This is a genomic window from Aestuariivirga litoralis (genome assembly GCF_003234965.1).
Lineage (GTDB): Bacteria > Pseudomonadota > Alphaproteobacteria > Rhizobiales > Aestuariivirgaceae > Aestuariivirga > Aestuariivirga litoralis.
Genome location: NZ_QKVK01000006.1, coordinates 72,769 through 87,252 on the forward strand (window position 1 = coordinate 72,769; position 14,484 = coordinate 87,252).

Sequence of the window (14,484 nt, forward strand, 5' to 3'; positions counted from 1 at the left end):
AAATTGGTCAGCCGGTGCGAAGCCGGCTGACCTTCCTGCCGCGAGCCTCAAACTCGCCTCATTCTCGCCCGATGGACGGGCAGAGAGGCGGACGATCCATGCACAAGACCGGTTTCCTTCACCGCGCGACAGCCTGGCTGATGGCACTGCTCATCGCCGTGCTGGGCATTGGCTTCGACGGTGCCATGGCGCAGACGAAGCGGGCCGCCAAGGGGCCGCCGATGATCCGCGATGCCGAGATCGAGGGGCTGCTGCGGCTCTATACGCGGCCGATCTTCAAGGCCGCCGGCATCAATCCCAAGGCGGTGACCGTCTATGTGCTGAACGACCACCGCATCAATGCCTTCGTGGCAGGTGGCCAGCGCATCTTCATCAATACCGGCCTGATCCTGCAGTCCGACACGCCCAATGACGTGATCGGCGTGCTGGCCCACGAGACCGGCCACATCGCCGGCGGCCACCTGGCGCGCATGGGCGTCGAGATCGACTCCGCCAACTACACCAAGATCATCGGCATGCTGCTGGGGCTTGCCACCATCGCCGGCGGCGTGGCCGCGGGCAACGCCGAGGTGGCGCAGGCCGGACAGGGCGTGATGATGGGCTCCAACAGCCTCGCCCAGCGCAACTTCCTCACCTATGCCCGCGGCATGGAGGCCTCGGCCGACCAGGCGGCGCTGAAGTTCCTCAATGCCACGCACCAGTCGGCGCGCGGCATGATCCACCTGTTCGAGAAGCTGGCGAGCGAGAACATCGCGATCCTGGCCGACGTCGACCCCTATGTCATGTCGCATCCCATGCCGATGGACCGCATCCGCTTCCTCGAGGAAGAGGCCAAGAAGTCGCCCTACTGGGACGCCAAGGACCCGCCGGCACTGATCCTGCGCCACCAGCTGGTGCAGGCCAAGCTGACGGGTTTCATCGGCGGCCCGCAGGCGGTGATGCAGAAATATCCCTCCTCCGACCAGTCGATGCCGGCACGCTATGCCCGGGCCATCGCCATGTTCCGCCGCGGCGACATCCAGAACGCCCTTCCGATCATCGACGGGCTGATCAAGGAGCTGCCGGAGAACCCCTATTTCTGGGAGCTGAAGGCCCAGGCGCTGCTGGAGAACGGCCGCGCCGCCGAAGCCGCCGTGCCGGTGAAGAAGGCGCTGGAACTGCTGCCCAGCAACGGGCTGATCCAGATCCTCGCGGCCCAGGCCTATATCGACACCGAAAAGCCCGCCAACGCCAAGGAGGCGATCAAGCTGCTGCGCCAGGCACAGCGCACCGAGGGCCAGACCCCCGAAACCTACCGCCTGCTGGCCAGGGCCTATGCCCAGACCGGCGACGTGCCGCGCGCCGAACTGGCCACCGCCGAGGCCGCCCTGCTGATGGGCGACCGGAAGCTGGCCCTGGAAAAGGCCCGCGCCGCCCAGGCCGCCTTCAAGACCGGAACACCGGAATGGATCCGGGCCAGCGACGTGATCAGCTTCGCCAGCCGCTGACGCGATGGACTGAATCGCCGCGTTGCGGCAAAGAGTGACCCGAACAAAGAGGACGATACCCGATGACCTTCCGCCTCCGCCTCGCCGCCGCCGCGGCTGCCCTGCTGGCGCTGACGCCCATGGCCTTCGCCGACGCGAGCTTCAACGATGCCCAGAAGAAGGAGATCGGCGAGATCGTCCGCCAGTACCTGCTGGAAAACCCGGAGGTGCTGCTCGACGTCTCTAAGGCGCTCGAGGCCAGGCAGCAGCAGCAGGAAGAGGAACAGCGCACCGCCGTGCTGAAATCCAGCGCCAAGGAGATCTTCCACTCGCCCAACGACTATGTGGCGGGCAACCCCAAGGGCGACGTCACCATCGTCGAGTTCTTCGACTACAACTGCGGCTGGTGCAAGAAGGGCTTCCCCGAGGTGATGAGCCTCATCGAGCAGGACAAGAACCTGCGCTTCGTGCTGAAGGAATTCCCGATTTTCGGCGGCGACTCCGACTATGCCGCCATGGCCGCCATCGCCGCCAAGAAGCAGAACAAGTACTGGGAGCTGCACCAGGCGATGTTCCAGCACGAGGGCAAGATCACCAAGGAGGCGGTGGACGAGCTTGCCACCAAGCACGGGATCGACCTGGCCAAGCTCAAGGCAGACATGAAGGACCCCTCCGTCGCCCAGGAACTGGCAGACAACCACCAGCTCGCCCAGTCGCTGGCGATCAACGGCACGCCCGGCTTCATCATCGACGACAAGGTCTCGCCCGGCTACCTGCCGGCCGACAGCCTGGCCCAGATCATCGACGAGGTGCGCAAGAAGGGCGGCTGCACGCTCTGCTGAGGCAGCGGGCGAGGCTGCTTCCAACCGCCGCGGCGAAGGCCTATAACCGGCCGGATGCCCTGGGGAATCGTGGGGGACGATGAAACCTGTCTTTGTGCTGAATGGCCCGAACCTGAACCTGCTGGGCCTCCGGGAACCGGCCATCTACGGCACGGCGACGCTGAAGGACGTGGCGGCACGCTGCCATGCCCATGCGGCAACGCTCGGCCTCGCGGTCGACTTCCGCCAGAGCAACCACGAAGGCGAACTCGTGTCCTGGGTTCACGAGGCACGGGACGGGGCCTGCGGCATTGCCATCAATGCCGGGGCCTATACCCACACCTCCGTGGCGCTGCACGACGCGCTGAAGGCAGCCGACCTGCCATCGGTCGAACTGCATCTCTCCAACGTGCACAAGCGTGAGGCGTTCCGCCACCACAGCTTCCTCGCCCCCGCCGTCACCGGCGTCATCTGCGGCTTCGGCGTCGAGAGCTACGTGCTCGCGCTGAGCGCGCTCCATTCACTCGTTTCAGCCAACAAGAAGGGTTGACCAATGCCCCCGTCGAAGAAGGCATCTGCCAAATCCACTCTCACCGATCCCGATCTCGAGCTGATCGCCAGCCTTGCCGAGATCCTGAACGACACCGGCCTGAGCGAGATCGAGCTCGACCGCAAGGGAACCAAGTTCCGCGTGGCCAAGCAGGTGACGGCGGTTGCCAGCATAGCTTCGGCACCACCCGCCCCGGTGGTCCATGCCCATGCCGCGCCGGTGCATGAGGCGCCCGCTGCCCCCGCCAAGGCCAGCGGCGACCACCCGGGCACGGTGAAGTCGCCCATGGTGGGCACCGTCTACATGGCGCCCTCGCCCGGTGCCGCCAACTTCATCGAGATCGGTTCGACGGTGAAGGAAGGCCAGACCCTCCTCATCATCGAGGCGATGAAGACGATGAACCAGATCCATGCGCCGCGCTCCGGCAAGGTCACCGCGATCTATGTCGAGAACGGCCATCCGGTCGAATACGGCGAACCCCTCGTGGCGATCGAGTAGGACCATGTTCGACAAGGTCCTCATCGCCAACCGGGGTGAAATCGCACTCCGCGTGTTGCGCGCCTGCCGCGAACTCGGCATCCAGACGGTGGCCGTGCACTCGACCGCCGACGCCGATGCCATGCATGTGCGGCTCGCCGACGAGAGCGTTTGCATCGGCCCGCCGCCGGCGCGCGACAGCTATCTCAACATCCCCGCCATCGTCGCGGCCTGCGAGATCACCGGTGCTGAAGCCGTGCACCCGGGCTATGGCTTCCTCTCCGAGAATGCGCGCTTTGCCGACATCCTGACCGAGCACGGCATCAAGTTCATCGGCCCTTCGGCGGAGCACATCCGCATCATGGGCGACAAGATCACGGCAAAGCTGACGGCGCAGGAACTGGGCATCCCCGTGGTGCCGGGATCCGAAGGCGGCGTCAACGACATCGACGAAGCCAAGCGCGTGGCCAGGGACATCGGTTATCCGGTCATCATCAAGGCCACCGCCGGTGGCGGCGGGCGCGGCATGAAGGTGGCGCGCAGCGAGGCCGACCTCGAGATCGCCATGAGCACGGCACAGTCGGAGGCCAAGGCCGCCTTCGGCAATGGCGACGTCTATATCGAGAAATATCTCGAGAAGCCGCGCCACATCGAGATCCAGGTGCTGGGCGACGGCAAGGGCCGCGCGGTGCACCTGGGCGAGCGCGACTGCTCGCTGCAGCGGCGCCACCAGAAGATCTGGGAAGAGGCGCATTCGCCTGCCCTCAACGCGCACCAGCGTGACGAGATCGGCAGCCGCGTGGCACGCGCCATGGAGAAGCTCGGCTATGAGGGCGTGGGCACCATCGAGTTCCTCTATGAGAATGGCGAGTTCTACTTCATCGAGATGAACACCCGCCTGCAGGTGGAGCACCCGGTGACGGAAGCGATCACCGGCCTCGACCTGGTGCAGGAGCAGCTGCGCGTCGCCTCGGGCGCCGACCTAGCCTATACGCAGTCGGACATTTCCTTCTCCGGCCACGCCATCGAGTGCCGCATCAATGCCGAGAACCCGACGACCTTCGCGCCCTCGCCGGGCCGGGTGGACGCGGTGCACTTCCCCGGCGGCCTTGGCGTGCGCGTCGACTCGGCTCTCTATGCCGGCTATCGCATCCCGCCCTATTATGACAGCCTGATCGGCAAGCTGATCGTGTCCGGCAAGAGCCGCACCGAATGCATGATGCGCCTGAAGCGCGCGCTGAGCGAATTCGTGGTGGAAGGCATCGAGACCACCATTCCGCTGTTCCAGCAGCTCCTGGCCGAACCCGACATCATCGACGGCCATTACGACATCCACTGGCTGGAGCATTACCTCGCCCGCCAGGCGTGATGAGCTCGATCACGCCACAGATCCTGCTGCGCGCCTATGCGGCGGGCATCTTTCCGATGGCGGAAAGTGCCGAGGACAATGCGCTCTACTGGGTCGAACCGGAGGAGCGCGGGATCATCCCGCTCGACGGACTGAAGATCTCGCATTCGCTGCGCAAGACAGTGCGGCGGAAGATCTTCGAGGTGAGCGTCGACCGCGACTTCCCCGCCGTCATCGCCGCCTGTGCGGCGAAAACGCCGGAGCGGCGCTCGACCTGGATCAACGGCCGCATCAAGGCGCTCTATACGCAGCTTCACCGCATGGGCTGCTGCCACAGCGTGGAATGCCGGGTCGATGGCGAGCTGGTGGGCGGGCTCTATGGCGTGCGCATCGGTTCGGTGTTCTTTGGCGAGAGCATGTTCTCGCGCGCCACGGATGCCTCGAAGGTGGCGCTGGTGCACCTGGTGGCGCGGCTCAACCGCGGCGGCTTCGGCCTTCTCGATGCGCAGTTCGTGAACCCTCACCTCGAGCGGCTGGGCGCCGTCGCCATGCCGCGCGCCGAATATCACAGGATCATGGAACCGCTGCTCGACCGCGACGCCGACTTCCTCGCCTTCCGGCAGGATGACGACGCGGAGGCCGTTCTGGCCTGGGCCACCACGCCTCAGTCTTCCGGCTGATCTTCCTTCGGCTTGTCCGGCTGGCCACCGGCATCGGCCGCAGGGGCCGTTTCGACGGCGGGCGGCGGGGCGTTGGGATCACGGCAGCCGGTGAGCCACACGTCATAGGTGGCGTGTTCCATGGCATTGAGGCCGGGGCTTTCGGCGAACATCCAGCCGGAGAAGATGGGCTTGCGCGTCTTGTCGGCCTCGACCTGGTCGACCTTCACGAAACTGGTGGTCTTGGGTTCCTCGGTGACGGGGCGCGTGTAGCACACCTCGGGCCTCACGATCACGCCGCCGAACTGGCGCTCCTCGCCGATCGGGATCTCGAAGGTGGTGGTGACGCCGGTGATCTTGTCCAGCCCCGCGAAGAGCGCGATCGGGTTGGCGGTGCGATCCGCCATGGCCGGACTGCTGGCCGCCAACGACGCCATCAGGGTGGCGAGCAACCTGCGGATCATGGCTTCACCGCCTCGACGCGCAGCCGCACATAATCCGCCGTCCAGTTGCCCTCGGCGTCGCACAGCGCCGGGCGCAGGAGATCCACGGTTTCTGCCAGCGCCTGCTGCGCGTTTGCGCCGAACTGCGCGAAGAACGGCTTGCGGAACAGCATGAGCCAGCCCTCGATGCCGGTCTTCAGCACGACCGGCCTGGGAATGAGGGCAATGCGGCTGACGCTGAAGCCATGGCGCTCCAGCACCGCCTGGTAGACCTGCGGCGCGGGAAAGTACCACGGGTTGGCCAGCGCAAGGTCGCCGCCGCGGCTCAGGCCCACGGCCCGCATGGCGGTGACGATGGCCGCCACATTGCCATGGCCGCCGAACTCCGCCACGAAGCGGCCGCCCGGCTTCAGCGCACGGGCGATGCCGGCGACGACGTCATCGGCCTGCGGCATCCAGTGCAGCGCGGCATTTGAAAACACGGCATCGAATTCGGGCCCGAAGGCGAGGGCCTCGCCGTCCATGAGGCGTGCATCGAGGCCGCGGGCCTGGGCCGCCGCGATGAAATCCGCGCTCGAATCGACACCGACCACATCGACGCCGCGGTCACGCAATTCGGCGGTCAGCACCCCATCGCCGCAACCGACATCGAGAATGCGCTCGCCTGCCCGGGGCGCCAGCCAATCGACCACTCCCGACGCAAGGTCGGACACGAAGCGCGCGTGGGTGTCATATGACCCGGCGGACCATTGCTGGAGGCGCGGATCGGGGCGGGCCTCCGCCATCACGGGGTCTGGGTGTCGGTGGCGGGCACGCCCTGCTCCGGGGTGCCCTGGTCGCCATCGGTGCTGGTTGCCGGAGGCTGGTCCCCCGGACCCTTGTTGGCGAACATCGCCTGGCTGATGAGCGACCAGATGTCGACCGCGCCTTGCGTGTTGGAGATGACCCCACCATCGGCGAGCATGGTTTCCGACCCGCCCTGCTCCAGCGCGATGAACTTGGAGCCGAGCAGGCCCTCGGAAGTGACCTTGGCGGTGGCGTCGTCGGTGAGCTTCACCTTGGGATCGAGTTCCATGACCGTGTTGGCCTGGAAATTCTCGGTGTTGAGGGTGAAGTCGACGACCGAGCCGATCTTGACGCCGGCCACCCGCACGTCGGTGCCGACGCTGACGCCTTCGGCATTGTCGAATTCGGCGCTGACGCGATAGGCGCCGGAGGCATGGCCCTTGCCCGAGGTCTGGTAGGCAAAGAAGAAGAAGGCCGCCGCAATGAGAATCACCGCCGCGCCGATCAGGGTTTCAACCGTCGAATTCTTCACGCCGCCGCTCCTCTGAAGTCGGGCCGGGCATAATGCAGAACCCCAGCCGAAATGTGACGGGCCTTACTCGGGCCGCCAGGCGGAATAATCCGCGGCGCGCGGCGCGGGCTTGGCCCCCGACAGGATGGAACCCTTCGGCCGGTAGGCATTGGGGGTTCCGGTCTGGTTCGGGACATAGGGCTTCTGCCACTCCCGCGGGGTGTAGTTTTCCTCGGTCGGCGGCACATCGGTGCGGTGGTGCATCCAGCCATGCCAGCCGGGCGGAATGCTGGAGGCCTCGGAATAGCCGTTGTAGACCACCCAGCGGCGCTCGGCGATGGACTGCGGCAGCGCCGACTTGGCACGGTAGTACTTGTTGCCGAACTGGTCGGCCCCGACATAGTTGCCCTTGCGCCAGGTGTAGAACCGCGTGTTGAGCGTCTGGCCGTTCCACCAGGTGAAAAGCTGCTTCAGGAATAGCATCTCGACTCGTCCGTTGCGGGCCATGGGGCCCCTGAAATCGCGGCGGAATATGGCGGAACGGGCCTCTTCCGTCCAGTGCCGAATTGGCCTCCTGCCCGGGGCTTTCAGGCGCGGGCGGCCGGCAGTGCCACGCTGAAGCTGAGCCCGCCCAGTTCCGACGGGCCGAAGGTGGTGCGCAGGTTGCAGGCATCGGCGATGTCGTTGACGATGGCGAGGCCGATGCCGGACCCCTCGGTTCCCTCGTCGAGGCGGCGCCCGCGCTCGACGATCTTGCCCATGTCGGGAAGGGCAATGCCGGGCCCGTCGTCGCTGACGCTGAGAAGCATCTCGCCCTCGCCCGGCTCGAGCCGGATCAGCGTCCGGGTGCGGGCCCATTTGCGGGCATTGTCGAGAACATTGGCAATGAGTTCGATGAAGTCGTCACGGTCCATGCGGATGGCAGCGCCCTGAGGAACCTCGATGACGAAGTCGATGTCGCGGCCGCGCGGCAGGTGGCGCATGGTCGTGACGATCTCCTCCAGCACCGCGCGCACATCGCGCACCGGCTCGCCATGGCCGCCAGCCATGCGGGCGCGCGCCAGTTCGCGGTCGGCATGCTTGCGGAGCTGCGCCGTCTGCTTGCCGATCTCGCCCGCCGTGGCGTGGTGCCCGCGGTTGCGCAACTCGGGGAGCAGCGTGTCGATGACGGTGAGCGGTGTCTTGAGACTGTGGGCGAAATTGCCGGCGCGCGAGCGGGCGCGCTCGACCATCTGCTCGCGCTGCTCGAGGAGCGAATTGAGCTTGCCCACCACCGGCTCGATTTCCACCGGATATTCACCCGTCACCCGCGTCGCCTTGCCATCACGGATGTCGCGCACCGAATTGCGCAGCGCGGTGATGGGCGCCATCACCATGCCGAGCTGGGCCGCACTCACCACCATCATGGCAAGGCCGAGCACGAGGAGCGACAGCAGGAGGTTGACCGCGAAATGCTGGGTGGGCGTGGTCACCTCGCTCTCATTGACGGCGATCATCACGCGGAGCTGCTGGCGCTGGGCGCCCTCGCCCAGCGAGATCAGCCTGGCATGGACCAGAACCGGTTCGTTGAAGGGGCCGGGAAAGGCCTCGGGCGCGTCGATGTCGCGCCAGGGCTGGTCGCCCGTGGAGAGTGTCGCGTCCCACAGCGAGCGCGAGCGCAGCACCTCGCCGGTCTTCGATTCCACCTGCCAGTAGAGCCCGCTCGAGGGCTGGCGGAAGCGCGGATCGGTCATCGCCTGGGTCTTGATGACCTTGCCGGCCTCGTCCACCTCGAGGCCGCTGACCAGCTGCATCAGCTGGTTGTGCGTCTCGGACTGGACGCGGGCCATGAAGTCGCGCTCGAACAGAACATAAAGGAAGATGCCAGCCGCCACGAGGGCGGCGGCACTGACGCCGAGCGAGGTGACGAGGAAGCGTTTCCTGAGCGACCAGCTCAACTCTCGGCCTGTTCCCGGAAGGCATAGCCGAAGCCGCGGCGGGTGGTGATGAAGTCCTTGCCGATCTTGCGGCGCAGGCGCCCCACCAGAACCTCGACGGCATTGGTATCGCGCTCATGATTGTGGGAGTAGAGCGACTCGGCGAGTTCCGCCGCACCGATGACCTTGCCCATGTGCGAGACGAGGTGGAACAGCAGGCGGTATTCCATCTGGGTGAGTTCCACCGGGCTGCCATTGACCGTGACGGTCGCCGAAGCGGGGTCGATCTCGAGGCCGCCTCCACCGAGGCGCGCTGCGGTGTTGCCGCTGCTGCGCCGGATGAGGCCATGAACCCGGGCGAGAAGCTCTTCCGTCTCGAAGGGCTTGGGCAGGTAGTCATCCGCCCCGGCATTGATGCCGGCAACCCGCTCGGGCCAGCTGCCGCGCGCGCTGAGGATCAGGATGGGCGTAGCAACACCTTCGCTGCGCAAGCGCTTCATCACGCTCATGCCGTCAAGTCGCGGCAGGCCGATGTCGAGCACGATGGCGGCATACTGGCCGGTGCCGGCCATGTACCAGGCCTCCTCGCCATCCTGCGCATGGTCCACCGCCAGGCCGGACTTGCGCAGCGCGTCGGACAGGGCACGCGCCACCATCACCTCGTCCTCGACCAGCAGCACCTGCATCAGCGTTCCCTCACACTCAGCAGGCGGCGGGTCACCGCATCGAACTTCAGGTCATAGATGGAACCGCTGCGCTGCATGACCTTGACGCGATAGACGTAGGTCTTGCGTTCGCGGTAGAGCTTCACGTCGATGACCTCGCCGGGCTTGGCCTTGCGCGCCAGGGCCTCGACCTCGCCAACCGGCGCAATGCGGTTCTTCAGGCGCTTGGCGAGATCGCCATCCTTGGCCTGCGTCGCCTGCCCTGAACCGGACTTGCCACTGGACGAGGACGACTTGCCGGAGCCGCTTCCACCGCTGCCCGAGCCGCCGCCGTCACTGCCGCCGCCGTCGTCGCCACCGCCGTCATCACCGCCGCCGTCATCGCCGCCGCCGTCATCGCCGCCGCCGTCATCGCCGCCGCCGTCATCGCCGCCACCGTCGTTGCCGCCGCCGCCGTCGCTGCCGCCGCCACCGTCGCTGCCGCCGCCATCGTCGCCACCGCCCGAACCTGAATCACCGCCGCCACTGCCCTTGTCGGCTAAGGCGGGGGTGGCCAACAGGCTTGCCGCGGGCGAAACCGCAACCAGACCAGACAGCAGGAACAGCACTGCGCCACGGCGCCGGATGCGGGGTTTTGAGAAGGAATTCGTCATGACACTGTGCCTTAGCTGTAGCGATCTTTCAGCTTGCTGACAAAGTCCTTCATGCCCGCAACGCCTGCTTGCCGATTTCGCCGCTTTCACGTCACGGGATGGCGGTGATCAGATCCTGAACCATGCCGGCCCGGTCATGCTGCGACAGCACCGACAGGCCCTGGGCGCGGGCAAGTTCACCGCGCAGGTCGGCGATGTCGGCGTCCGATGCGGGGCGCTGCGAGGGAATGGCATAGAGGTTGAAGCCATTGTTCATCACCTCCCGCGTGAGGCTCACCAGATAGATCGGCTTGTAGACCGTGCCCTCCGCGGCGGCGAGGCCGGTCTTGTAGATGCGGATCACCTCGCGGCCCGGACCATCGCCCGGTGCGCTGCGGGTGAGCGTAAGCTTGGCCTTGAGGCCTTCATGCAGGGCGGGCCGCGGCGCGAGGTCCGGCAAGGCGGCATTGGGGTTGAGGTAGGGCAGGCTTTCGCGCCATGTCCATACCGGGGTTGGGGTCCATCCACCGGCTTCGAGCTGGGTGGCCAGAAGGTCGAGGTTGCCGGCAAACTGGGCGATGAAGGTTTCGCCCGGCCGGCCCGCCATGTCGATGCGCCGGGCGGGAAGCTTCTGCCAGTCCTTCTCCACCCACTGCGCGACGGGAACCAGGATCTGCGGCTGCGGCACCGCATACATCTCGCTGGCCCGGGTGAAGCCGGTGGCCACATGCAGCGCCCCGGCGGCGAGGAACACCACGAGGGCCGCCGCGAACAGTCCGAGCGGCTTGATGCGCCGGGGCGGAATGGCCTCGATCGCGACACCGAAGGCCGCCATCATCACCACGCCGAAGGTGAGGCCGGCCAGCACGTCTGACAGCCAGTGGGCGCCGAGATAGAGGCGCGAATAGGCGATGGCCACGACGAGAATGGCGCAGAGCGCATAGACCACCGCCCTGCCCCAGCGGCCCATGGAATGACTGACCAGCACCGCGAGGATGCCGAAGATCACCGCCGCCATGGTGGCGTGCCCCGAGGGGAAGCTGAAGATGCTGGCCCCCGAATAGGAAAGCTCGGTGGGCCGCGCCCGCTGCAGGCCGAGCTTCATCGCCAGCTCGAACAGCTTCGCGGCCAGGATGGCGAAGCCCGCCGCCCAGGCGGCGCGATAGGCCTTGTGCCACACCAGCCAGCCGAGGATGGTGAGGGCGAGCGCCGTCATCACCACGGTGTCACCCATCATGGTGATGACCGTCATCAGCTCGTCGCCCGGCGCATTGCGCGATTCGCGCATCAGGGTGGCCACGGAAACGTCGATGTTGGAAACGGCGTTTTGGGAGGCCGCCCGGATGGCGAGATTGGCAAAGGCAATGATGCCGGTGAAAATGATGGCGGCGAACAGCACGATCATCACCGAGCGCGGATTGTCGGGCGAGACGGCCCTGGCAAAGCGCTGCCAGGAGCGGCCACGCCTGGCGCGGGCCCAGGCCGACACGCGGGCCAGCAGGTGGTTGAGAAAGGGCGACACGCCGGCGGCGGCCAGCCGGATGATGAAGCCGGCCAGCGCCAGGACAACCAGCAGCACCAGCAGCACCACGAGCAGCCGCCCCGAGAGCTCGCCCGCGAAGGCCAGGCCCTGGCCGATCAGCACGCCGGGCACCACATGGGCGAAGGACCAGAAGATGCCGGACGTGACGTTGACGAAGATGAAGAACAGCTGGTTCATGCCGAACATACCGACGATGCCCGGCACGACCGACTTCACCCCCGGCACGAAGCGCCCGATGGCGATGGACTTGCCGCCATGCACGCGCACGAAGTCCTCGCCCTTGGCGACGAGCTGCGGATAGAGGCTGAGCGGCCACATGGTCTTCAGCCGCTCGCCGAACAGCCGGCCAGCCCAGTAGGAGATCTGGTCGCCCACGATGCAGCCCACCGCGGTGGCGATGATCACCGGCCAGAAGCCGAGGTGACCGGTTCCCACGAGCACGCCCGCCCCGACGAGGACCGCCGTCGAGGGCACGAACAGGCCGATGATCAGCAGCGCCTCACCCAGCGAGATGAGGAAAATGATGACGAGCGCCCACTCCGGATTGGCGGTGAAATAGTCCAGATAGGGTTGGATATAGTCCATCACGGCAGGACGGTTCCTTCGGCACGGCGGGGGGTCTGGCTGGTCACGTCTGGGTTCATAGCAGAATCGGGGCCATGGCAAATACAAGTCTCACAACTGCGTATGGGCCATTGGATCGGCCTGACGGCTGGTCCATAGTGCCGCCCAAATGACGGAAAGTGCATTGGCTGCCAAACCCTTGAGCGAAACCCGCAAGTGGCTGGGCTTCGCCGCGCTGTGCATCGGCATGTTCATGGCGGTGCTGGACATCCAGATCGTCATCACCTCGCTCGGCGTCATCGAGAAGGCGCTGAAGATCGGTGCCGACCGGATGAGCTGGGTGCAGACCTCCTATCTCATCGCCGAAATCGTCACGATTCCGCTGACCGGCGTGCTGATGCGCATGTTCTCCATGCGGCGGCTGCTGATCATCGCCATCGTCATGTTCACGGCCGCCTCGGTGGGCTGCGCCCTCAGCAATGGCTTTGCCACGCTGGTGGCGTTCCGCGTGTTGCAGGGCATGGCCGCCGGCGTGCTGATGCCGCTGGTCTTCGCCGCCGTGTTCCTGCTGTTCAAACCGGGCACCGAACAGGGAATCGCCACGGTGCTGGCGGCGGTGGTGGCGGTGATCGCCCCCTCGACCGGGCCCATCGTCGGCGGCCTCATCACCGAAACCTTCTCCTGGCAGTGGCTGTTCCTGATCAACACCGTGCCGGGCGCCATCACGCTTGTCCTCGGCGCCCTGTGCCTGCCGCGCGAGCGGATGGAACTGGGGCTGCTGCGCGACCTCGACTTCGTGTCGATCCTGTTCATCGCCATTTCGCTGGCCTGCCTCGAGATCGGGCTGAAGGAAGCGCCCGACATGGGCTGGTTCTCGCCGGTGACGCTGGCGCTGTTCGCCGGCTTCGCGCTGCTGCTGACGCTCACCATCATCAGGCCGCGCCCGGCGGTGGACTTCAGCCTGTTCCGCGACCGCTACCTCGCCTATGGCTGCGCGCTGAGCTTCATCCTCGGCATTGGTCTCTACGGGTCGGTCTACCTGCTGCCGGTCTTCCTGTCGCTGGTGCGCTACCTGGGGCCGATCGAGATTGGCACCGTGATGATCGTGACCGGCGCGGCGCAGCTGGTGTCCGCCCCGCTCTCGGTGCTGCTCGACAGGGTGATGCCGGCGCGCTTCCTGAGCATGGTGGGATTCGCCCTGTTTGCCGCGGGCCTGGCCATGAGCGGCTTCGAAACGCGGCTTTCTGGCTATGACGAGCTGTTCTGGCCGCAGGTGGTGCGCGGCGTGGCGCTCGGCCTGTGCATCGTGCCGGTGACGCGCTTCGCCATGGGTTTCCTGCCACCCGAGAAGGTGAGCGACGCGAGCGGCCTCTACAACCTGTCCCGCGCGCTCGGTGGCATCATCGGCATCGCCCTCATCGACACACTGCTGTTCACCCGCTCGGCCGAACATGCCGACCGCATCAAGGACCTGATGACCAGCGATCCCGAGGCCGCCGCCCGCTTCCTGCAGATCACCGCCGACGAACTCCCCGACCCCACCGATCCGATGGGCCTGCTGGGCGTGATGGACGTCATCCAGGAAGGGGCGGTGACGGTGGCCGTGAACGAGGCCTGGCTGCTGATGGGGGGCGCCACGCTGATCGCCCTGGTGCTGCTGGTGATGCTCGGCCCGATTCGGGAGCCGAAACCAGGCGTGCCGCTGGGACAACAGGCGGAATTCTAGCGCCAGGCGCGAAGATCGCGGGTGCCGGAACGCCCCCGCAGGTGCAGCCCCCGCAGGATGCGGCTGCCGGATGGCACACTTGACCTTGCGGCGTTTACCACCCGGCCGGCGAGGCCCCCCCTGTGGACAGCGCGCATAAGCCAAGTGAGTTCTTGAGCTTACCGGCAGAATCGGATGAACCTGTGCATGTGAGCGGCGCGCTGCGGGCTTAAGGCACAATATCTGGTGTTAATCTTTCGTTAAGACACTATGTATTGACGCCCCGGCCTCTGCGGTACTACATTCGGATCAAAGGCTGAGGGGCTGAGTGGATTGGGTTGCGGGGGCAGCCACATCCGCCACGGAACACTCGAAAGAAGAGCCGAACAAGCTCGGGG

General features: G+C 66.3%; 15 protein-coding genes. 7 read left to right on the forward strand and 8 right to left on the reverse strand.

Annotated features, from left to right (window positions below; all coding sequences use genetic code 11):
- The first annotated feature begins 98 nt into the window (after positions 1-98).
- From DK847_RS13465 to aat, 6 genes are all read left to right on the forward strand, one after another.
- The gene (locus DK847_RS13465; RefSeq protein WP_161957273.1) at positions 99-1,487 is read left to right on the forward strand and encodes a M48 family metalloprotease; all 1,389 of its coding nucleotides are present in this window, start codon (positions 99-101) and stop codon (positions 1,485-1,487) included.
- Between the two features lie 62 nt (positions 1,488-1,549).
- The gene (locus tag DK847_RS13470; protein ID WP_111199046.1) at positions 1,550-2,308 is read left to right on the forward strand and encodes a DsbA family protein; all 759 of its coding nucleotides are present in this window, start codon (positions 1,550-1,552) and stop codon (positions 2,306-2,308) included.
- Between the two features lie 79 nt (positions 2,309-2,387).
- Entirely contained in the window at positions 2,388-2,837 is a 450-nt protein-coding gene (gene aroQ / locus DK847_RS13475) for a type II 3-dehydroquinate dehydratase (RefSeq protein WP_111199047.1), read from the forward strand.
- 3 nt (positions 2,838-2,840) lie between these two features.
- Positions 2,841-3,335: an acetyl-CoA carboxylase biotin carboxyl carrier protein gene (gene accB, locus DK847_RS13480; RefSeq protein ID WP_111199048.1), complete on the forward strand. Its 495-nt coding sequence runs from the start codon at positions 2,841-2,843 to the stop codon at positions 3,333-3,335.
- 4 nt (positions 3,336-3,339) lie between these two features.
- Positions 3,340-4,683, forward strand: a complete 1,344-nt coding sequence (gene accC / locus DK847_RS13485) for an acetyl-CoA carboxylase biotin carboxylase subunit (RefSeq protein ID WP_111199049.1) — start codon at positions 3,340-3,342, stop codon at positions 4,681-4,683.
- Positions 4,683-5,342, forward strand: coding sequence for a leucyl/phenylalanyl-tRNA--protein transferase (gene aat / locus DK847_RS13490; RefSeq protein WP_111199050.1), 660 nt, complete (start codon positions 4,683-4,685; stop codon positions 5,340-5,342). The genes accC and aat overlap by 1 nt, the downstream gene beginning before the upstream one ends.
- Here aat and DK847_RS13495 read toward each other — a convergent pair.
- The 8 genes from DK847_RS13495 to DK847_RS13530 all read right to left on the reverse strand — a co-directional run bounded on the left by DK847_RS13495 (position 5,327) and on the right by DK847_RS13530 (position 12,402).
- Positions 5,327-5,785 carry a DUF2155 domain-containing protein gene (locus DK847_RS13495; protein ID WP_111199051.1) on the reverse strand — a complete coding sequence of 153 codons (459 nt, stop codon included), beginning with the start codon at positions 5,783-5,785 and terminating at the stop codon, positions 5,327-5,329. The genes aat and DK847_RS13495 overlap by 16 nt on opposite strands.
- A complete protein-coding gene (locus DK847_RS13500; protein WP_111199052.1) occupies positions 5,782-6,549 on the reverse strand; it encodes a class I SAM-dependent methyltransferase in 768 nt (255 codons plus the stop codon). Before DK847_RS13500 ends, DK847_RS13495 begins: the two co-directional genes overlap by 4 nt.
- Positions 6,549-7,082, reverse strand: a complete 534-nt coding sequence (gene mlaD / locus DK847_RS13505) for an outer membrane lipid asymmetry maintenance protein MlaD (protein ID WP_111199053.1) — start codon at positions 7,080-7,082, stop codon at positions 6,549-6,551. The genes DK847_RS13500 and mlaD overlap by 1 nt, the downstream gene beginning before the upstream one ends.
- A gap of 63 nt (positions 7,083-7,145) precedes the next feature.
- The gene (locus tag DK847_RS13510; RefSeq protein WP_111199054.1) at positions 7,146-7,544 is read right to left on the reverse strand and encodes an NADH:ubiquinone oxidoreductase subunit NDUFA12; all 399 of its coding nucleotides are present in this window, start codon (positions 7,542-7,544) and stop codon (positions 7,146-7,148) included.
- Between the two features lie 104 nt (positions 7,545-7,648).
- The gene (locus DK847_RS13515; protein ID WP_111199055.1) at positions 7,649-8,998 is read right to left on the reverse strand and encodes a sensor histidine kinase; all 1,350 of its coding nucleotides are present in this window, start codon (positions 8,996-8,998) and stop codon (positions 7,649-7,651) included.
- Entirely contained in the window at positions 8,995-9,663 is a 669-nt protein-coding gene (locus DK847_RS13520; protein ID WP_111199056.1) for a response regulator transcription factor, read from the reverse strand. Before DK847_RS13520 ends, DK847_RS13515 begins: the two co-directional genes overlap by 4 nt.
- A complete protein-coding gene (locus tag DK847_RS20635; RefSeq protein WP_161957274.1) occupies positions 9,663-10,295 on the reverse strand; it encodes a PepSY domain-containing protein in 633 nt (210 codons plus the stop codon). Before DK847_RS20635 ends, DK847_RS13520 begins: the two co-directional genes overlap by 1 nt.
- Before the next feature lie 91 nt (positions 10,296-10,386).
- Positions 10,387-12,402, reverse strand: coding sequence for a bifunctional DedA family/phosphatase PAP2 family protein (locus tag DK847_RS13530; RefSeq protein ID WP_111199058.1), 2,016 nt, complete (start codon positions 12,400-12,402; stop codon positions 10,387-10,389).
- Positions 12,403-12,565: 163 nt separating this feature from the next.
- On the opposite strand from DK847_RS13530, the gene DK847_RS13535 reads away from it, so the two are divergent.
- Positions 12,566-14,107, forward strand: a complete 1,542-nt coding sequence (locus tag DK847_RS13535; RefSeq protein ID WP_245414609.1) for a DHA2 family efflux MFS transporter permease subunit — start codon at positions 12,566-12,568, stop codon at positions 14,105-14,107.
- Positions 14,108-14,484 lie beyond the last annotated feature (377 nt).